General features: G+C 34.1%; 19 protein-coding genes and 1 pseudogene. 9 read left to right on the forward strand and 11 right to left on the reverse strand.

Going from position 1 to position 20821, the window contains the following annotated elements; genetic code table 11:
* Nucleotides 1-60: 60 nt before the first annotated feature.
* Nucleotides 61-516 (reverse strand): DUF4870 domain-containing protein, encoded by a 456-nt coding sequence (locus IHE43_RS06765; protein ID WP_192187240.1) that lies wholly within the window; start codon nt 514-516, stop codon nt 61-63.
* A gap of 255 nt (nt 517-771) precedes the next feature.
* On the opposite strand from IHE43_RS06765, the gene IHE43_RS06770 reads away from it, so the two are divergent.
* Nucleotides 772-1224: a DUF4442 domain-containing protein gene (locus tag IHE43_RS06770; protein ID WP_192187241.1), complete on the forward strand. Its 453-nt coding sequence runs from the start codon at nt 772-774 to the stop codon at nt 1222-1224.
* A gap of 192 nt (nt 1225-1416) precedes the next feature.
* Here the strand turns inward: IHE43_RS06770 and IHE43_RS06775 are convergent, their stop codons facing one another.
* The 3 genes from IHE43_RS06775 to IHE43_RS06785 all read right to left on the reverse strand — a co-directional run bounded on the left by IHE43_RS06775 (nt 1417) and on the right by IHE43_RS06785 (nt 4674).
* A complete protein-coding gene (locus tag IHE43_RS06775; protein ID WP_192187242.1) occupies nt 1417-1578 on the reverse strand; it encodes a hypothetical protein in 162 nt (53 codons plus the stop codon).
* 133 nt (nt 1579-1711) lie between these two features.
* Nucleotides 1712-3904 (reverse strand): multicopper oxidase family protein, encoded by a 2193-nt coding sequence (locus tag IHE43_RS06780; protein WP_225585493.1) that lies wholly within the window; start codon nt 3902-3904, stop codon nt 1712-1714.
* 56 nt (nt 3905-3960) lie between these two features.
* On the reverse strand, nt 3961-4674 hold the full coding sequence (locus tag IHE43_RS06785; RefSeq protein WP_192187244.1) for a heavy-metal-associated domain-containing protein: 714 nt from the start codon (nt 4672-4674) through the stop codon (nt 3961-3963).
* 229 nt (nt 4675-4903) lie between these two features.
* On the opposite strand from IHE43_RS06785, the gene IHE43_RS06790 reads away from it, so the two are divergent.
* On the forward strand, nt 4904-5134 hold the full coding sequence (locus IHE43_RS06790; RefSeq protein ID WP_192187245.1) for a DUF2683 family protein: 231 nt from the start codon (nt 4904-4906) through the stop codon (nt 5132-5134).
* Nucleotides 5110-5292: a type II toxin-antitoxin system YoeB family toxin gene (locus IHE43_RS23495; RefSeq protein WP_225585429.1), complete on the forward strand. Its 183-nt coding sequence runs from the start codon at nt 5110-5112 to the stop codon at nt 5290-5292. The genes IHE43_RS06790 and IHE43_RS23495 overlap by 25 nt, the downstream gene beginning before the upstream one ends.
* A 140-nt stretch (nt 5293-5432) precedes the next feature.
* On the opposite strand, the gene IHE43_RS06800 is transcribed toward IHE43_RS23495, so the two are convergent.
* The 4 genes from IHE43_RS06800 to IHE43_RS06815 form a co-directional block, all read right to left on the reverse strand.
* A complete protein-coding gene (locus IHE43_RS06800) occupies nt 5433-5993 on the reverse strand; it encodes an AraC family transcriptional regulator (RefSeq protein WP_192187246.1) in 561 nt (186 codons plus the stop codon).
* Between the two features lie 3 nt (nt 5994-5996).
* Entirely contained in the window at nt 5997-6524 is a 528-nt protein-coding gene (locus tag IHE43_RS06805; protein WP_192187247.1) for a DUF3347 domain-containing protein, read from the reverse strand.
* Between the two features lie 119 nt (nt 6525-6643).
* The gene (locus tag IHE43_RS06810) at nt 6644-7030 is read right to left on the reverse strand and encodes a hypothetical protein (protein ID WP_225585430.1); all 387 of its coding nucleotides are present in this window, start codon (nt 7028-7030) and stop codon (nt 6644-6646) included.
* 70 nt (nt 7031-7100) lie between these two features.
* Nucleotides 7101-7934: an AraC family transcriptional regulator gene (locus tag IHE43_RS06815; protein ID WP_192187248.1), complete on the reverse strand. Its 834-nt coding sequence runs from the start codon at nt 7932-7934 to the stop codon at nt 7101-7103.
* 102 nt (nt 7935-8036) lie between these two features.
* Between IHE43_RS06815 and IHE43_RS06820 the strand changes: the two are divergent.
* The 4 genes and pseudogenes from IHE43_RS06820 to IHE43_RS06835 all read left to right on the forward strand — a co-directional run bounded on the left by IHE43_RS06820 (nt 8037) and on the right by IHE43_RS06835 (nt 16411).
* Nucleotides 8037-9202, forward strand: a pseudogene (locus IHE43_RS06820) (MFS transporter).
* Nucleotides 9203-9783: 581 nt separating this feature from the next.
* Nucleotides 9784-13005: a TonB-dependent receptor gene (locus IHE43_RS06825; RefSeq protein WP_192187249.1), complete on the forward strand. Its 3222-nt coding sequence runs from the start codon at nt 9784-9786 to the stop codon at nt 13003-13005.
* 16 nt (nt 13006-13021) lie between these two features.
* Nucleotides 13022-14812 (forward strand): RagB/SusD family nutrient uptake outer membrane protein, encoded by a 1791-nt coding sequence (locus tag IHE43_RS06830; RefSeq protein WP_192187250.1) that lies wholly within the window; start codon nt 13022-13024, stop codon nt 14810-14812.
* A 33-nt stretch (nt 14813-14845) separates the two neighbouring features.
* Nucleotides 14846-16411, forward strand: coding sequence for a DUF5123 domain-containing protein (locus tag IHE43_RS06835; RefSeq protein ID WP_192187251.1), 1566 nt, complete (start codon nt 14846-14848; stop codon nt 16409-16411).
* Nucleotides 16412-16593: 182 nt separating this feature from the next.
* Here IHE43_RS06835 and IHE43_RS06840 read toward each other — a convergent pair whose 3' ends face one another.
* The 3 genes from IHE43_RS06840 to IHE43_RS06850 form a co-directional block, all read right to left on the reverse strand.
* Nucleotides 16594-16794 carry a hypothetical protein gene (locus tag IHE43_RS06840; protein ID WP_192187252.1) on the reverse strand — a complete coding sequence of 67 codons (201 nt, stop codon included), beginning with the start codon at nt 16792-16794 and terminating at the stop codon, nt 16594-16596.
* A 69-nt stretch (nt 16795-16863) separates the two neighbouring features.
* On the reverse strand, nt 16864-17646 hold the full coding sequence (locus IHE43_RS06845; protein WP_225585431.1) for an AraC family transcriptional regulator: 783 nt from the start codon (nt 17644-17646) through the stop codon (nt 16864-16866).
* A gap of 140 nt (nt 17647-17786) precedes the next feature.
* Nucleotides 17787-18350 carry a DUF6642 family protein gene (locus IHE43_RS06850; RefSeq protein ID WP_192187254.1) on the reverse strand — a complete coding sequence of 188 codons (564 nt, stop codon included), beginning with the start codon at nt 18348-18350 and terminating at the stop codon, nt 17787-17789.
* A 338-nt stretch (nt 18351-18688) separates the two neighbouring features.
* Between IHE43_RS06850 and IHE43_RS06855 the strand changes: the two genes are divergently transcribed.
* A complete protein-coding gene (locus IHE43_RS06855) occupies nt 18689-19951 on the forward strand; it encodes a putative DNA modification/repair radical SAM protein (protein ID WP_192187255.1) in 1263 nt (420 codons plus the stop codon).
* A 1-nt stretch (nt 19952) separates the two neighbouring features.
* Nucleotides 19953-20726 (forward strand): TIGR03915 family putative DNA repair protein, encoded by a 774-nt coding sequence (locus tag IHE43_RS06860; protein ID WP_192187256.1) that lies wholly within the window; start codon nt 19953-19955, stop codon nt 20724-20726.
* Nucleotides 20727-20821 lie beyond the last annotated feature (95 nt).

Below are 20821 nucleotides of genomic sequence, written 5' to 3' on the forward strand. Positions count from 1 at the left end.
TTCGAATTTATTCTGTTAGAATTATTTCGTTTAACTTATAACTTTTAACCTTTTTGAGGATTACTTTATAAAAGGAATCGTTAGCGGATATTTGTAATATTCTCCGTTTGAAGCTTTTATTGAAGCATAAATCACTAAAAAGAATTCAACAACTTTTAGTAGTCCAAAAAGTACGACTGCCGTTCCACCTATAGTAAGTAATCCGATGTTACCTTGAAAATCGAAATTTCTGAGAACGAAATCTTCGTCGTTAAAAACAGCTTCCATTGGAAGATTTTGAAGAAAAACCGTTACAAAAACCGGAATGGCGATTAAAGCCAAAACCAAAGTGTAAAGCAATAAACTTAATTGAAAGTTCAAGGTTTGTTTTCCGTGATGGTTTACAAACTCCGACTTGTCTTTGTAATTTGTCCAGATTAAAATCGGGAAAATATAATTTCCAAGTGGAACGATATACTGTGTTAAAGTACTTAAATGTGTGAACGTTGCAGTGTTCTTTTCTGATGTTTTTTCCATGATGAGTGGTGTTGATGTTTCCATGATTAAAAGTATATAGTAATTTCTTATGCAAATATATATCTAAAAGACAGTATCTTGTTTTGCATAGTACCAAATATTAACACAATTTTAACAATTGCAAAATTTTAAAGGTCATGATAATATATTGAAAATCATCCGTACTGCCTTGTTTTATTGATACTTTAGGAAAGTAAACTTAATTTATTGTGCGTGCATAGTTTTTTTGTATTTTTACATAAAAAAATAAATCACATGGCAGTTTCAGTTTCAAAACTCAATAAATTTGTATTATTCAAATTACCTTCAGCGTATATTTGTGGTGTTCGGGTCAAAGCAATTGATAATGACAGATGCGTAGTAAGTGTTAAACATCGTTGGATAAACCAGAATCCTTTTAACTCTATGTATTTTGCAGTTCAGGCCATGGCGGCCGAATTGACTACCGGAGCTTTGGTTATTTCTCAAATCCAGGAAAGCGGAAGAAAAATCTCGATGTTGGTAGCAAACAATAAAGGAAACTTTACTAAGAAAGCAACTGGGAGAATAACTTTCGTATGTAATGATGGACATTTAATTGCCGATGCCATTAAAAGAACAATTGAAACAGGCGAGGGGCAAACCTTCTGGATGAAATCTATAGGAACAAATGAAGAAGGAGTTCAGGTTTCTGAAATGGACTTTGAATGGAGTGTAAGACTAAAATAATTTTTTTGCCACAGATTTCACAGATTAAAAAGATTTCTGAATGAAGGGCTTTGATAACGTTTTAAACTTTTTCAAAGTTAAATCAAGATTCTTAATAAAAAAAAATCACTTTAATCTGTGAAATCTGTGGCAAAACAAAACATAAAAAAGGCCTCAAGCAATTGAGGTCTTTTTATTGAAATAGAATTTCGATTATTTTTTAACGCAACAAGATTTTTTGTCTGTTTTATCTGTTGACGTTTTTTTGCAGCACGATTCTTTTTTTGCTTTTTCTTTTTGAACCGGTTTTGTTTCTTGTGCAGTTACTCCAATTGAAAATACAGCAGCTGTTAAGAAGGTAATTACTTTTGTCATTTGATATGATTTATTGTGTTAGAAAATTGCTTTTGGTGCATCAAATATAGTAACATTACTTAGAGTTGATTCTTACAATTTGTTAATGTTTTTATAATAATATGTCATTGAAAAGCAAATAGGTAGCAGAGGCCTAATAGTTTAGATTAACTCCAAAACCAATTCCCATATCGCTATCATAATGTGTAGTAATTCCAAAGTTTCTTCCTGCGATATATTTTAAGCCAGCCATGTATTCCTTATCGGTATTCCACATTAAGTTCATGCGTAAACGTCTGGAAAGTGGAATGTCTTTTCGTTCAAACTGAATTCTCACATTTCCATCAGTATAAACTTCAACTTGAGCTTTTACCAACATGGGTAGCATATATTCAAGTCCGGCGCTAAATACAGAACGATTATCTTTGGTATTGGTTTGCCCAAAAAGGTTTTGTTCCTGTTCGTCCATTCCCATTTTTCTATATCTCCAGTCGAACCCGATAAAAGGCATTAGCCATTGCATTTTTCCAATATAACGACCAATGTGGGTTTCTGTTTCATAACCGTGTTTGTCGTTATAACCCAAACGCCATTCGGTTCCAATGCTCCAGCGTGTATTGCTGTACATTGCTTCTCCGTCGTTTCCGTTTGTGGCAAAATCATTTTCGGCCATAAAATGAAACATGCGATCGTCCATTTTTAGCATTTTGTACGCCATTTCAGGATGATGAATCAACGGATTCGGAGCAGAATTTTCATAACTAAAAATTCTTCCCATTCCGGCCATCATATGATATAAGATGTGACAATGAAAAAACCAGTCACCATCAGTATTTGCCTGAAATTCGATGGTATCGGTTTCCATCGGCATAATATCGATAACATTTTTAAGTGGAGAATAATCGCCATGTTCGTTCAGAATCCTAAAATCATGTCCGTGTAAATGCATCGGATGGCGCATCATCGAACCATTATATAATACGATCCGAACGTTTTCACCTTTTTTAATTAAGATTTTATCCGTTTCAGAAATCACTTTATTGTCCAGACTCCAAACATACCGATTCATGTTTCCGGACAATTCAAATCGTAATTCTTTTACCGGAGCGTCTTTTGGGAGCGTTGTTTCTGTTGGCGATTTCAGCATTCCGTAATTCAATGTTGTAATCTCAGCAACGTCTGTGGTGTCGTTTGACATTTTCATATCTTCCATATTATGCCCAGAATGATCTTCAGTTTTTGTCAACTCCTCTTCTCCTGAAATTTCAGGATACATCACGGCATTCATGTCCATTTTATTCAAAGACATATTCATGCCCATATCGTTCATTTCGCCGTTCATCTTCATCATATCGTTCATCATTTTCATCCCTTCAAAATATTTTAGTTTTAAGAGATGAGCAACTGGCTGTTTAATTCCGTCTCCCAGAAACAAAGAAGCCGATCCGGTTCTGTCTTCGGCTGTAGCCAAAAAAGCAAAGGATTTATTTTTTTCAGGAATCGTAACGACAACATCATACGTTTCAGAAACCGCAATAATTAATCGATCGACTTCTACAGGTTCAACATCGTTTCCGTCGCTGGCAACAACTGTTATTTTTCCACCTCCATAAGTTAACCAGAAATAGCTGGACGCGCCACCGTTTGCAATTCGTAATCGGACTTTTTCGCCGGCTTTAAATTGTGAAAGCTGTTGTTCATTTTTTCCATTAATTAAAAATGTCTCATAATAAACGTCGCTGACATCCATGGCATTCATGCGTTTCCATTCATTGGTCACTTTCGTTGAAAACTGACCTTGTTTTATGGCTTCAGCATAACTTTGTGTTGTTCCTTTTTTTATGGCAAACCAATCGTTTGCATTGTGCAGCATTCGCTGAACATTCTCTGGTTTCAAATCAGTCCATTCACTTAAAATGACGGGAACTGTAGGTAAATCATCAATTCCTTTTCTAAAAGTAGTATCGTCTTTCTTTTTGTTGATGATAAAAAGACCGTACAAACCTATTTGCTCCTGCAATCCTGAATGGCTGTGATACCAATAGGTACCATTCTGAACAATGGGGAAACTATATTTGTGAGTTGTTCCGGGTGCAATTGGCATTTGGGTTAAATACGGAACACCATCTTCTTTATTAGGAAGGAATAATCCGTGCCAATGTAATGCGGTATCTTCTTTGTCCAGTTCGTTGTGCACGTAAATTTCAGCAATATCACCTTCGGTAAATGTCAAAGTTGGCATCGGAATTTGTCCATTAACAGTCAGAGCACGTTTTTCTTTTCCGGAAAAATTGACAATAGTGTCGCGAACGTATAAATCGTACCGAACGATCTTTTGCGAAAGCATAATCTGCGTGAAAAACAACACTAGTATTATGGCTAAAAAAGATTTTTTATAATTCATTATAGCATTGTTATTAGCATAATTAAACTCATGATAATCATCAAACCGTCTTCAATAATCGTAACGGTACTCATTGGTAAATTAAAAACGGCGCCCAAACAAGCACACTGAATTTTCTTTTTATTCAAAACCGATTGAAGAACGCCAATAATACTAATGCTCATTACAATAAAAGTAACGGCATTTGTAAAAATTGGATTAAAATTCAAGAGATAAGAAATTCCTAAACCGAATTCTAAAAAGGCATAAATATATCCCCAAACTGGAATCTTTCTAGCCAAAACGTCGTACATCATATAACTTTCGGCAAAACCTTTTAAGTTGAGCATTTTGAAAAAAGAGAAAACTAAAAAGAACCCTGCCATAAAATGTCGCATGGCCTGCATGAAATCGAAATGATGATTTGTAGTTTGGATTAGCACCGTAATCAAACTGATATAAAAGAAAATAAGCAAAATGGGTTTGTAAGTTTCGAACCAGGATCTCGTTTGTTCGATATTTTCATTGTGATCAATAGTCGAAATTTGGTATTTAGGATCTAAAGCATTTTGTAAATCTACTATTGCAACATGTTTGGTCATTGTAACAGTTGCAGTATTGTTTTCTTTTGAAACTTCAACATTAGTGATATTGTCAACTAATTCAAGTGCTTTTTTTACTTTGTCCTCACAACTCGTACAAGTCATTCCGGTAAGTTGATAGGTATGTGTCATTGTTTTATCTTTTAAAGTATTACAATGCAAATTTCCGAAGTAACGATTACTTCGGTTTGTATAATTTTGTGAATGATTTGTAACATTTATAAATTTATCTCAATCATGAAAATTCTAAACTATAATTGAATTTAAGCAATTTAGATGAATAATTATGCTTTGCTTAAAGATTTGTATGGTAATAAAAATAGCATGATTTGTATCTTTGTAATAATAAATATTTAAAATCATGACAACTATAACCATTAACGAGCGAACAAAAGCGGGCAAAACACTGCTTGAACTTGCAAAGTTGTTAGCAGTTACAAATAAAGGTGTAAAAATTGAGGAAGAAGAAAGTCCTTATAATCCTGAATTTGTTGCTAGAATAAAAAAAATAGAAGCAGATTATGAAAGCGGGAAATCTAAAAATATAATAGTTGATCCTAATGATATATGGGGAAGTTTAGGATTGAAGTAACCACTGAAGCTCAGAGTCATATTTCTAAACATATAAAATCGGGTAATCAGGCTAGTATCAAGAAGATTGCAAAAATATTAGAAGAATTAGCTGAAAACCCATTTGAAGGAGTTGGAAAACCTGAGGCACTGAAACATGAACTTTTAGGATTGTGGTAAAGAGAAATAAATAAAAAGGACAGACTTTTATATAGAGTTAAAGAAGAAATTGTAACTGTAATCGTAATTTCGGCAATGGGACATTATTCAGATAAATAAAAAAACGTGATAATTATTAGCACGTTTTTTGTATTAAACAACTACAAATTCTCAATCTGAATTCGTTTTTTATTTTTCAATTGTTTGAAATAAGTAGGAGTAAAGCCTGTAATCTTCTTGAACTGATTACTCAAATGGGCTACATTACTATAATTTAAAATGTCGGCAATTTCGCTTAACGAAAGCTCGTTATAAATCAAAAGCTCTTTTACCTTCTCTATTTTCTGGCTGATAAAGTATTTTTCGATTGTAGTGTTTTCGACTTCCGAAAATAAATTACTCAATGTATTATAATCCTGATTGAGGTTTTGCGCCAGATAATCAGATAAATTGATTTTTAGTTCATTGTTTTTATGATGAACCAAATCAATAATTAGATTCTTTATCTTCTCAATGGTTTTACTTTTTTTATCATCGATTAGGTCGAAACCTAAAGCATGAAGATGAATTAAAAGTTCCTTTTTTTGATCTTCAGATATGGTGTTTTTGAGTTCGACTTCGCCCAATTCAACAGAAATAGTCTGAAGTCCGAGTTTTTCAAACTCAGACTTCACAACCATTTTGCATCGACCACACACCATGTTTTTGATGTAGAGTGTCATATATTATTTGATGGTTTCTACCACGTTTCCGCAAGTTAACATTGAAGAACCATAATACGGATTCTTAACCGCTTTTTCTTTGCTTAACCAATCAGCGCCTGCCATTGGGCAATATTGCTTGTATACAACTTGCGCGGATTTTGAAACTTTAATAAGATCGTAAGTGTTTTTTGAAAGTGATTTAAAAGTTTCACGTTGTTTTTTAAGATCTGTAGTTGTAGAAATGCTTTTTGCATCAGCAGTCAGTTTTTTCATGACTTTCATCCACGCAGTATGCTCGTCGCTTTTAAGTTTGTCCATTTTTACAGCTGAGATTGCTGTTAATAAATCTTTAGCTTTCGCCGAAGTTAATTTACTGTCACTTTTGATAAGGGCATCTTTTACTGTAAAGTAAGCATCGTAAACAGGTTGCAATTGATTTGAATCTACAATTTCAATTGATGTTGCTTCTATTTTTACGGAGTTTGCCTGAATGATATTGGCAGTAAATAATGTAATTACTGATACTATAGTTGCTATTGACTTTTTCATTTTTATATGATTTTATAGAGATAATAAATTTTTCTCTAAGTTAAATAATTTAATTTTCTAATTTCTTAGGGTCTTTGCGCTTTTGTGGCAAAACCCAGTTATGGCTATACGAAATACAATTATTTTATTTTTGGTGGTAACCAAATAGAGGTAAACCCGTCTGAGACTGGCGTTTCAGTGTAATATAAAATAGGTTTCTCAAGAGAGAAATTAAAAGTATTATCATTGAAAGTAAATTCATTTTCTGAAATCAAACTAAATTGTAATCCGGAAGTTGTGCAACCTGAATGATCACATTTCCCGTTACAACCATGTTGATCTTTTTTAGAAGACGAACCTTTTTTACAGCAGTCTTTTTGACAAGAATCTGAATTTGATTTTGTTGAAGTTACTTTCTTTTCGCAGGAAGTTTTTTCAGAAGATTTCCCACACGCATAACTCGTGCCTGACGTCAAAAAGAAACCAAGTGTTAAAACGAGAAATAATATGTGTACTTTTTTCGACAAAAGAAAATAGATTAGTGGTACAAATTTAGGCTTTTTTTGTTAGTGCCAAGATTATTTAAGATTTCGATAACTACAGTTTTTTATAATCTGTAGGCTTCATGTTTTTCCGTTTTTTAAAATAATTTGACAAATGACTTTCGTCAGTAAAACCAAATTCGTGTGCAATTTGCTTAATTGGCAATTGATTGTTATGAAATCTTTTTTCGATTAAAGTCGTTCGCAGATTATGAATGTAATCACGATAACTAATAGCAAAGGTTCTTTTGAAATAAGCGCTGAAATAGGTTTGTGCAATATTAAAATGATCTGCAATTACCTTTATCTGAACCAATTTTGGCTGATAAATATTCTGATGAATATAAGATGTTATTTGCTCGTTATCAATAGAATTTCCTTTTACAACAAGATTCAGACCTCGCATTGTTTCCTTGATTAATCCAAAAATGGAAAGAATCTGGTAAAATACAATTGGCGAATTTGAAACATCTGTATGACAATTATAAGCTGCAATATTTTCGATAGTATTTTTTAATATGGTTTTGCAGGGATCATCTAATTTAAGAACCGTTTCCTTTAATGTTTTATTCCGCATAAAACTTTCGGGAGTATGAATTAGAAATTCGTCACAGGTAAGGTTTTGTTTCGAATTAAAATAGCTATCGGTAAACTTAATATAAAAGAAACGAGTACTTTTTTTAATATCAAAATAATGCTCATCTTCGGGAGAAATTACAAATAGATCGCCTGCTTTATAAGGTAATAAATTGTTATTTAAGTGATGAACTCCACTGCCCTTTTTAATATATATGATTTCATAATAGGTATGGGAATGTAATGGAAGATGAAATTTCTCATCTTCAAACTCATCAATCATCAGGGTTTTGAATTGATTTAATTTCGGCATAACTTAAATTTACAAGTTTATATCGCAAATGTACAATTTATTTCTTGTGCTGTTGACGTAAATTTGCATCATAGAAAATCTATTCCTTTCTTAATAAAACAAATGAAAAAAAGTCTTATTGCCTTGTCTTTAGGAGGCTTAACTATTGGGATAACCGAATTTGTAATGATGGGGTTACTTCCTGATATTGCTTCAGATATGAAAGTTTCGATTCCGGTTGCCGGATATTTAATTTCGGCTTATGCTTTGGGTGTTGTTATTGGGGCGCCCTTATTAGTAATCATCGGAAGAAACTTTCCTCCAAAAAAAATGCTTTTAATATTAGCTTTGATGTTAACGGTTTTCAACGCTCTTTCAATCATTGCACCCACTTATAATTTTCTGTTTGCTTCCAGATTTCTTTCCGGATTACCACATGGAGCCTTTTTTGGAGTCGGAGCGGTAGTCGCAAGCCGTTTGGCTGATAAAGGAAAAGAAGCGCAGGCCATTTCAATTATGTTTGCAGGTTTAACTTTGGCAAATTTAATAGGTGTTCCAATTGGTACTTATATAGGACATCATTTTATTTGGCGTTATACTTTTGTATTAATTGCAATTGTGGGAATGCTGACCTTTTTGTTTATTTCTTTATGGATGCCCAAACTAGATAAGGATGGTGATGTAAACATGAGAACACAATTGTTGTTTTTTAGAAAACAGAAGCCTTGTTAATTATTGGAATCACAGCCATTGGTTTTGGAGGCTTATTTGCCTGGATAAGTTATATCGCACCTTTATTAATAAATGTTTCTAAATTTTCGCCAGAAGATGTTTCTTATATCTTAATATTAGCCGGATTCGGAATGGTAGTTGGGAATTTCCTTGGAGGGAAACTGGCAGATAAATTCTCGCCGGCACCCACTGTGTTAGCTTTATTATTTGTAATGGTGATCGATTTGGTTATGGTTTACCTTTTGTCTTCTAACCAATACATGTCTTTATTCTTTACGTTTTTAACAGGAGCAATTTCGTTTTCGGTAATTGCACCAATTAATATGTTAATGATTAAAACGGCCAAAGATGCTGAGATGATTGCTTCGGCGGCACTTCAGGGAAGTTTTAATATTGGGAATGCTTTAGGTGCTTTTTTAGGCGGATTACCTTTGGCGGCAGGTTATAGTTATGCTTCTCCAAATCTTATTGGTGTTGGTATGGCTTCTATAGGTATGGTTATAACCCTGATTTTAATGCAAAAACATAGAATCAGATTACAGTTGCAGAGTGTGTAAATAAACATTTATATAAAGGCACAAAAAGCCCTTAAACTATAATTTAGTTTAAGGGCTTTTTTGTGAGCAATATTAACTGCTTTTTAACTTACGTTCATATTTGTACAGGAGTACATACTGATGAGTATAATTAAAAATAGTGCTATTTTCTTACTTATTTTCGAACATAAATTTTACTGCATTAGTAATTTTAAGTGTGATTTATACACCTGAGAATATTTTAAATTTTATTTATGTAATCGATTGTTTTTTTAACAAATAGAAAACAATTGTATGATTAATAAAAATATATTTAATATTTATTCATAGCATAAATTACATATGTCGTATAAAAAATAGATTTTATTTTTCATATGTAATTTTTTTTAGGAATTTTTTGTGAATTTTAATTTTTTATATAAAAAAAATATTTATGTTTGTGTAATCGATTACATGATGTTGCGCGCCCAAGAAAAACTAAGTTTTACACTTTAAAAAGGTCGACTATTTCTGAGTTGATGAGAATTTACCACATAAAAAAAGAGAGTATAAAACAAAAAACCACTAAACAAAAAAACAATTAATAACTTAAACACTAAACCATGAATTTTAAAGATTTATTTAATAAAAGAACAAATTGTTGTTTTGCAGTTGTTTTCTTATTGTGCTTATTCATGAGCAACCAGGCAAGTGCGCAAAATGTAACACTGGAGGGTACGGTAAACGATGCCACGGGAATGAGCCTTCCAGGGGTTAACGTACAGGAAAAGGGTACAAAAAATGGTACCTCTACAGATTTTGACGGTAAGTATAAATTAAAACTTAGCAACTCTAAGGCAGTTGTAACTTTTTCTTTTATAGGTTTTAAAACAAAAGAAGTTTCTGTTGCCGGAAAAACTAAGATTGATGTTGCATTAGTTGAAGATTCTAACAACCTGAATGAAGTTGTTGTGGTTGGATACTCTAGTGTGAAAAAATCAGATTTAACGGGAGCTGTTTCTGTTGTTTCAGGAAATGACTTAAGAAAGAATCCTGTTGCTAATTTGGCAGAAGCTCTTACGGGACGCGTTGCCGGGGTTCAGGTTACTTCTTCTGAGGGTTCTCCGGATTCTGAGATTAAAATTAGAATTCGTGGAGGAGGTTCATTAACACAAGACAGTGCGCCACTTATTTTAGTGGATGGATTTCCTGTAAACAGTATGAATGATGTTCCTGCTGCTGATGTAGAATCTCAAACTATATTAAAGGATGCTTCTTCGACTGCAATCTATGGTTCAAGAGGAGCAAATGGAGTTATTCTTATTACAACCAAAAGAGGTAAAGACGGAGCGATATCAGTGAACTATAATATGTTCTATGGTATGAAAACTTTAGCCAAACAAATTGATGTTCTTCCTACGGAAGATTTCGTTAAATGGCAATATGAGTATGCTTTACTAGATGCGCCAACTCCTGGAGATGTTACTTCTTACACAAAATATTTTGGCAATTGGCAGGATAGAGATTTGTATAATGGTGTAAAAGGTGATAATTGGCAAAAACAAATTTATGGTCGTACTGGAGAGGTACAAAGCCGTGATTTAGGAATACGTGGTGGTTCTGATAAAATCAATTTTAATTTTAACTATGCACATTATGATGAAAAAGCGATCATGGTGGGTTCAGATTTCAACAGAAACAACTTGTCTTTGGCTTTAAATAGTAAAGCAAGCGATAAAATTGATCTTTCTTTTACAATGCGTTATGCTGATACAGAAATTAATGGTGGTGGACTTAACGAACAAAGAGAAGTTTCCTCTGCAGATGCACGTTTGCGTCATGCTGTTGGATATTCTCCAATTCCATTACCAGGTTTAACAACAGATAATACTGATGAAGCGGTTTCTAGTTATTTAGTAAATCCTTTTGTTGCTAATGCAGATGCAGATCGTCAGCAGTTTAGAAAAGTATTTAATATGTTAGGAAGTTTCTCCTGGAAAATAATTGAGAATCTTCAGTTTAAATCAGATTTTGGATTGGATAATTTTTACTATCAGGATTATCGTTTCTACGGCCGTAGTACTTATTATGTAAATAATGTACCAACTTCAGAGAATCAGGGTATGCCAGCACTTACTATGGGAGATCGCAGAGATAACAGATTTAGAAATGCGAATACACTTAGCTATGATTTTAAAAAATTATTGCCTGAAGAGCATAACCTTAAATTTCTTGTTGGAGAAGAGATGATTGATACTAAATCAACTCAAAATCTAACTACTATTCATGGTTTTCCAAAATTCTTTGATTTCGAGCAGGCACAAAAACTTACTACTCAGGGTAAACCAAACTCTGTGGATAACTACTATCTTCCGGATGATAAATTGCTTTCATTCTTCGGTAGTGCAAATTATGATTATAAAGGACGTTATTTACTTACTGCTACTTATCGTGCAGATGGTTCTAGCAGATTTCTTGAAGATAATCGTTGGGGCTTTTTCCCGGCAGCAGCTGTTGCATGGAAATTATCTGAAGAAAGTTTCCTGAAAAATACATCCTGGATCAATTTACTTAAACTTAGATTAAGTTATGGAGAAGCTGGAAATAATAATATTCCGGTAGGGCAAACTGTTCAAAGTTTTGAATCTTCAACTACAACATGGATTCACGGTGTAGAAAATTTCTGGGCACCGTCTAAAACATTGGCTAATCCTGACTTGAAATGGGAGACTACTGTAACACAAAACTTAGGTCTTGATTATGATTTATTCAAAGGTCGTTTAACAGGATCGTTAGAGGTTTACAAAAACGTAACGAAAGATCTTTTAATCCTTTTCCCTGTAGCTGGAACTGGTTATGATAACCAATACAGAAATATGGGAGAAACTCAAAATACAGGTTTCGAGGCTACTGCAAATGTCGTAGCAATTGACAAACCAAAATACGGATTAAACTTCTCATTTAATATTGGTGTAAACAAAAACAGAATCAACTCTCTTGGAGTAATGAGTAACTTTGGGATGAATACAAACTGGGCATCTACTCAAATCGGAAATGATTATGCAGTAAATGTTGGTTCTCCAATTGGTTTAATGTACGGTTACCAAAGTGATGGTCGTTATGAAGTGTCAGACTTCGATTATAACGGAACAGCTTATACTTTGAAATCTGGCGTTGCGAATGCGTCAACTGTTGTTGGAACTGTTCAGCCAGGTTACATGAAATTGAAAGATATTAATGGAGATGGTGTTGTGAATAATAGTGATCTTACTATTATTGGTGATGCAAATCCAAAAGCTACAGGAGGTTTTGCAATTAATGCTAATGCGTACGGATTTGACTTCTCAGCAGCATTTAACTATAGCATCGGAAATGATATTTATAATGCAAACAAAATTGAGTTTACAACATCAAACCAAAATGGACAATACAGAAATTTAAGTTCAGAAATGGCTGATGGAACAAGATGGACAAACCTTAATCCTGAAACAGGCACTTTAGTTACAGATCCAACTGCTTTGGCTGAATTGAATGCTAATACAACAATGTGGTCTCCGTTTATGAGTCGTTTTGTTTTCAGTGACTGGGCTGTAGAAGATGGCTCATTCTTAAGACTTAATACACTTACTTTAGGTTATACTGCACCAAATTCATTTACTAGCGCAATACATGCTATTAAAGTGAGATGTTACCTGACTGCAACAAACGTTTTTGTTCTTACAAATTATTCAGGTCCGGATCCAGAGGTTTCTACAAGAAGAAATACTCCGCTTACGCCAGGTGTTGATTATTCAGCATATCCACGTAGCAGACAATTGGTTTTTGGTTTAAACCTAAGTTTTTAATTTAATAATTATCACGATGAAACATAAAATAATAATAGCAGGTTTAATTATAACAAGTCTTTTTACTTCTTGTCAGGAAGATTTTTTAGAGGCTCCTGCACAATCAACATTAGACGAATCAATAATTTTTTCTACAGCAGGATTGGCTGAAGGTGCGGTTGATGGAATAAAAGTACCTTTTGCTGAAACTAATTCTTACAGAGGTCGTTTTCTTCCTTTTTATGGATTGAACACAGATATTGAATGGTATAATAGTTCGCAAACAGCAGGTGATGCTGCAGATTTATGTGTTTACGATGCAAAAGCGATCAATTCGCAAATGAATACTACAAATAATGCCTGGGCAATGATGTATTCCGGAATTGAACGTGCTAATATTTGTATCCGTGGTTTACGCCAATATGGTGACCCAAGACCAGGGACAGATCTTGGATATTTATTAGGAGAGGCTTTGACATTAAGAGCAATTTATTATGCAGATTTAATTAAAGCTTGGGGGGATGTTCCTGCTCGTTTTGAGCCAATTAATTCAGCAACAATTTATTTACCTAAATCAAGTCGTGATGTAGTGTACAAACAAATTATTCAGGATTTGGGAGAAGCTTCTACTTTAGTGCCTTGGCCAAATGAAACTACTGCAACAAATTCTGTAGAAAGAATTAATAAGGCTTTTGTAAAAGGATTTCGTGCTCGTTTAGCTTTGGCTGCAAGTGGATTTCAACAATATCCTGACGGAATCAGAAGAAGTACAGATCCGGCACTTTCAGTTGCGGCAATGTATAGATTAGCTTTAGACGAATCTCGTTCTGTAATTGCTAGTGGAAAAGCTCGTTTAGAGCCATCATTTGAAACATTTTGGAAAAAATACAATCAGGAAGTTACAACGGCAGGAGGAGAGTCCCTTTGGGAACTTCCGTTTGCAGATGGTAGAGGCAGAATGTTATTTAGTTTTGCTGTTCGCCACACTACTAATGACCAGTTTCATGCTAATGGAGCGAATCGTGGAGGTACTGCGGGACCACTTCCTTTCGTTTTTTATGATTATGATCAACAAGATACGCGTAGAGATGTAACTTGTGTGCCATATAAATATGGTACAGCGGTTAATAATATTGCAAAACAAGAATTAGGTGCGTTAAATACCTGGTACTTCGGGAAATACCGTTACGAATGGATGAATCGTTTTGTGACGTCAACCAATGACGATGGTGTCAATAAAATCTACATGCGTTATGCTGAGGTGCTTCTTATTGCAGCAGAGGCGGCTAACGAATTAGAAGGGCCGGGTGCCGCAGCTCCTTACTTAAAAGAAATTCGCAGAAGAGCGTTCCCTTCAGCAGCTCAGGCTGTAAAAGTTGATGCTTATGTAAATGCCTTAACGAGTAAAGAAACAATGTTTAATGCTCTTGTTGAAGAAAATAAATTTGAGTTTACAGGAGAAATGGAGCGTAAACAAGCACTTATTCGCTGGAATATGCTTAAAGCAAAATTAGATCAGGCAAAACAAAAAATGACAAGTTTAGCCACTCACACAGGTGAATACGCTGATGTGCCAGCTACTTTGTATTATAAATTTAAAGCGGATAACGTATCTCTTGATATTTACGGATTAAACAGAGGAGAAACTACAAATCCGGGTGTAGCCTATACTGCTTTCCCATGGACATGGACAGGAGCAGCGGCAGATACTAAGATAAATTCATTGTATAAACCAGGAGTTAACCCTGATAACAGACAATTTTGGCCAATATGGCAAGTGTTTATTGATGGAAGTAATGGACAATTAGTTAATGATTACAATTATTAAATCATAGAAAAATATAATCAATTATAAGATATTATGATGAAAACAAAATATATAGTAAAAGGATTAATAGCCACATTACTAGTTGCATTTGCAGTTTCAAGCTGTGAAAGTTATACTGAGGAGCTATTAGATGGTATCGGAAATACGAGAGAGTTTTCTCCAATTGCGCTTACTGCAAAAGTGAGAAACCAAACTTTCGTTGAACTTAATTGGACTGTAAATTCAGCTGCAGATCATTATACAGTTGAATTTAGTGCCGATGATCCCGATTTTAAAGTGATTTATAAAACGCTACAAGTTACGGGGTCTCAATTGCCAATATCTGTTCCTCTGGAAGGAGAAACGGTTTACGCGATTCGTGTAAAAGCGATTACAACAGGTCTGGAGGATTCTAAGTGGACGGTTACATCAGCAACAACATTATCGGAACAAATTTTCTTTCCAATTCAGGAAACTGATGTTGAAGGCACCTCTGTTACTTTAAGATGGACTCCTAATAGCAATGTAACGCAAATTACTGCTAATGGTAATATTTCACATACTATTACACCTGCAGAAAAAACAACAGGAGTTGCTGTTGTAACAGGACTTACAGGTGAAACGGCTTATACAGCTACTTTGCTAAATGGTGTTAAGAAAAGAGGAATATTAACCTTTACAACTGGAGTTGACCTGACAACTGGTATTGTAATTAATTCTACGGATGATTTAAATGCAAAAATTACACAAGCAGCCTCAGGTGCAAAACTATTCTTGATGCCAGGAAATTATAACGTTTATGTTGGTGATATTGTATTAACTAAACCAGTTACGATCAGAGGAGCAAAAAGTTATAATAAACCATTAGTAAATGCAACTTTCACTGCTGCAGCTGGAGCTTCTGCAATAAGTTTGATAGACTTAGATTTGAATGGAACAGGAATTACTAATTCAGCGGTTCTTACAGTCACAGGTGCTTCTAGCACTTATGGCGATATTTTAATAAGTGGTTGTAAAATTCACGATTACACTCGTGCTTTAATTTCTGCGAATGCTAGCTCAACAAAAGTGAAATCTTTTACTGTTGATAACAGTATCGTAAGAAATGTAAATACAAATATAGGTGCCGATTTTATCGATTTCAGAAATACATATGTTGCTGATATTGTGCTAAAAAACAGCACATTTGATAATTGTTCTACTGCACGTGACTTTGTAAGAGTTGATGCTATTATTCCGCCTAATGGTTTTTCTGGTACAGGTTTAACGACTAATGTATTGATTGATAAATGTACCTTGTATAAAGTGTCTAATACAGTAGCTCCAAAAAGAATCTTGTATGTTCGTTTTGGCTCGAATACTTCAACAGTAAGAAATACATTGATTACTGAAACGACAGCTATTCACTCAAATCAAACTACTACAACTGCGCCTGCATTTACTAAAAATTACTATTTCAATGCGCCAAGTTTTATAGATGCAACGATTACTGCAAATAGAGTTGACGCAACTGCAACGTTTGCTGATCCGCAATTTGTAAATGCAGCGGCGGGTGATTTTACAGTTAAAAATCAAACTATGAAAGACAACCTAATTGGTGATCCACGTTGGAGGCAATAAGAATTATATACTAAGTTTAATAAAAAAAAGGATGCAAACAGCATCCTTTTTTTATTAAATATAATAGAAGAAGAATAAAATCCGTTTAAATCCGCGTTCTATTTAATAGCCATTTAAAATTGTTAATCCTTCCAGATTTCATTTCCTCAATAATAAATCGAAGTTGAGAGAAGGGTGTAATTTTATTCCAATTCGATACAATCAAAAATATCGTTTTGGAGGACTATTTCAGAAACTTCCGTTTCGCTATCGATTCGTAAAATGTTATCACAATCTTCAAGATCAAAATTCCATAGGGCATGAGGTAATAATTCGGAAAGTAAGGCAGTGGCGAATTCTAATTTTGATTTTGAATCGACATTCGTTTTAAAAACATAAATCATAATTTGCTTTTTTCAATGTGCAAATTTCAATAAAAAGCAAAGAATTAAATAGGATATCGCAATCAATAATTAGGACTTATCAATCATTTTTCTGTACTGAACCGGAGTCAGACCTTCATGTTTTTTAAAGAATCTGCTAAAGTAAGACTGATCCTCATGACCAACCTGCATAGCAATTTCACTAATAGAAAATGTAGTTTGATAGAGTAAATATTTTGCTTCAAGTATTATGGTCTCGTCAATCCATTTGGTTGCCGACTTACCAGTAGCTGTTTTAATAGATTTGTTTAAATGATTGGGTGTCACATTCAAAAGCGAAGCGTAATAATTGACCTGATGATTTATTTTGATATGATCGTAAATAAGGGCTCTGAATTTGGACGAAAGTATTGTTGCCGCATTATTGTTTTTGGCCGTTTTGGTGTTGTTTTTATTCATTTCGCAGAATAGCGCCACCAAATACGATTGAACGATTTCTAAATTGACTTTTTCGCTTGCAACATATTCATGTTGGAGACGGCTGAATAAATTAAGAATAAAAGGAAATTCCGTTTCTGAAACGGGAATTTGCGGATTGCCACCAATTTTTAGAAAGTCAAATTCATTAATCATTTCGCTTCCTCCATATTTTCCAATTAAAACATCAGGATGAAATTGACAGACAAAACCAACATGCTTATTGTTTAAATGTTCTACTGAAAAAATCTGACCAGCCGGAACTACTATAATTCCGTTAGAATATGTATGATATTCTTCAAAGCCAATTTTGATGCTATGTATGCCTGAAGTTATAAAAATGATCGTGTGGCAACTGTGTTTAGAAGGCGGAACCGGAAATTGAAGTCCCATCATTTCTTCTATTTTTAAACAAAAAAAATGATCTGAATTCGATTTAAAAAGTAAGAGCATCGGATTTTCTTCACCAAGAAACCGTTCCCGGAATCCCTTCGATCCGTATGTTTTTATTTTTTCAGTTTCCTGTTTTTTCATCCTTAATAATACAGTCTAAAATCAAGCAGTTGACAAAGTGCATAATGTTTTTGATACAATTCTTCAACGACTTCGGTAAGATCGTCATTGTCTTGGTACAAGCTAAAAAAAGCCTTATCAATAGTACTGCTGCTTGCTATTTTATTATAAGTGGATCCGTAACCTGAGATGGCACGTGCTCCGGTTATGTCCAGAAAATACTGAGCTTCGTCCTTTCTGAGGTCTAATATCTTTTTGTTGGCAAAATGAATGATTTTACCCTTCATTTTTCCTTCAAAAAGTTCCGCTATTTCTTCAAGGCTGTAATAATAATCATGAAGACAGATGTTATTAGGTTCACCGGGCATTACTAAATAAATAATTTCATAATCTTTAAAATTATGATCTTCATATAGTAATACATTAAGGCTTTCTTCGAGACCTTCAATGGTATCACATGTTTTATAAATACTGGCAATGCCTTGATCAATAGCAATTTCTTCTAAGTTCTTAAGCACTTGAGTCTCCAAATAAGTATCTACATCAGGAACACCTTCCAGGCAGAAAATAAATTTATCATGCTCCATAACGGTACACTTTCAGGTTTTGATGATTGGTGAAAAGACGCTCTTTGTTTTCGTTCTGACAAAAGTATTTTTTTATGTGGAAAAACTGCTATGATGAGGTTATTTTAACGCATTTTTTAGATTGCAATAACAATCGGTTTTAAGCCCTATCATTGTTTTAAAATTTGAAATTGAAGCATAGTAAAGTTATTCAAAATATTTTTACAAAGAAATGTCTTATAATTTATTAGGGTTAAATAGATACAATTTGGAACAACAAATCCCAACTCTTTTTTATAGCAAACCATTAATTTTGAAGTAACGAATTTTTATTTCCAAATTCAAAAAAGCAAAGCAAAATGGTGAACGAGAGAGTGATGGAGAAGCTGGGTATACTGGCCGATGCGGCGAAATATGATGTTTCGTGTTCGTCGGCATTAAGCAAGCGCGAGAATAAAGACAAAGGATTGGGGAACGCAAAAGGTTATGGTATTTGTCATGCGTTTACCGAAGATGGGCGTTGTGTATCGTTATTGAAAATTTTACTGACCAACCATTGCATTTTTGATTGTGCGTATTGCGTAAGCAGGAAAAGCAATGACGTGAAGCGCGCCGCTTTTACAGTGCAGGAAGTCGTTGATTTGACCATAGGTTTTTACCGAAGAAATTATATTGAAGGTTTGTTTTTGAGTTCGGGTATTTTTGATAACGCAGATTATACTATGGAACGTTTGGTTAGAATTGCTAAGAAATTGCGATTAGAAGAGAATTTTAATGGCTACATTCATCTTAAAGCGATTCCGGGAGCCAGCGATGAATTGCTGAAGCAAGCCGGAATCTATGCAGATCGCTTAAGTGTAAATGTCGAAATGCCAACAGAGCAAAGCCTTAAATTATTGGCACCGGATAAAAATCATAAGGATGTGATAAAGCCGATGGAATACCTCAAAAATGAAATTGCAGGTTATAAAGAAGAAAAAAAACTCAATTATAAAGCACCACTTTTTGCTCCTGCCGGACAAAGTACACAAATGGTCATTGGGGCAACAAAAGAAAGTGATCTTGAGATTCTGGGTATGGCCGATTATTTTTATCAACAGATGAATATGAAACGCGTCTATTATTCGGGTTATGTGCCTATCAGCTATGATAATCGGCTTCCTGCTATTGGCACGCCGGTTCCGATAATTCGCGAAAACCGTTTGTATCAGGCCGATTGGCTCATTCGTTATTATGGATTTAATGTCAATGAAATAGTAGGATTAAACCAACCCAATCTCGATCTTGACATTGACCCTAAATTGGGATGGGCTTTGCATAACCTCAACCAATTTCCTGTTGACATCAACACAGCCGATTTAGAATTAATAAAACGAATTCCCGGAATAGGATATTTAAGTGCAAAAAAAATTGTGGCGGCCAGACAATTTAAAAAACTTTTTCCGGAAGATTTGAGAAAGCTGGGAATTGCCTATTCTCGTGCCAAATACTTTCTGGCTTTCGCTACGCCGTTTCAAATGCAGAAAGATCTAACTTCTATCCAAATCAAGGATCAGATTTTAAATCTCCAAAAAAGTAAATACAAAAATGATTTCTCTAATCAGCTTGCTTTATTTAATTAAAATGACACAAGTAATTTATGACGGAACTTATGAAGGCTGGCTCACTGCTGTATTTGAAATTTATGAATTTAAATTTCAGGATATTGTTTTTGCCAAAAAAGAAGCATCTGCGGTTTTACTCTTTGCAGAAAATCATTTTGTCGTAACAGATGTATCAAAGGCAAATCGGGTTTTGAAAGGTTTAAAGCAACGTCTTTCATCAGAAGGATTTGAAGGGATTTATAAAGCATTTTTATCGGATGTCAATCAGATTGAAGAAATTATGTTTCGGTTTACTAAATATGTACTCTCCAGTTCCATAAATGTTGAAGAAGATTTTGGAAACAGTGATGTCTGGGAACTTAGAAGAGCAACCCGCCTGACCAGAAAAGAAGCGCATCGTATGGAAGCCTTTGTGCGTTTTAAACTTACCAAAGACCAATTGTATTATGCTATTATTGAGCCTGATTGTGATGTTTTGCCTTTGATAGAAAGTCATTTTAAAAAACGGTACGCGGATCAGCGCTGGTTAATTTATGATGTAAAACGGAAGTATGGTATTTATTATGACCTTGAAAATGTTTCGACTATAGAATTGCAGTTTAATACTAAGTCAAATTCAGCTAATCATTTAACTGAAATATGTGATGAGAAGGAAGAATTTTTTCAGAATCTGTGGCGATGTTATTTTAGCAGCGTAAATATTGAATCCAGAAAAAATATGAAACTTCATATTCAGCATATGCCAAAACGATATTGGAAGCATATGATTGAGAAAATTCCAGAGACTAAATAGAAATAACGAACTCTTTTTTGTCGAAAAGAATCAAAGACAAAAGATTTACTTCACATTATTTTATTTTAATCGGAGTTCAGTGAACTTCGTTTGGA

The organism is Flavobacterium sp. MDT1-60, from assembly GCF_014844035.1.
In the GTDB taxonomy this organism is placed as follows: Bacteria; Bacteroidota; Bacteroidia; order Flavobacteriales; family Flavobacteriaceae; genus Flavobacterium.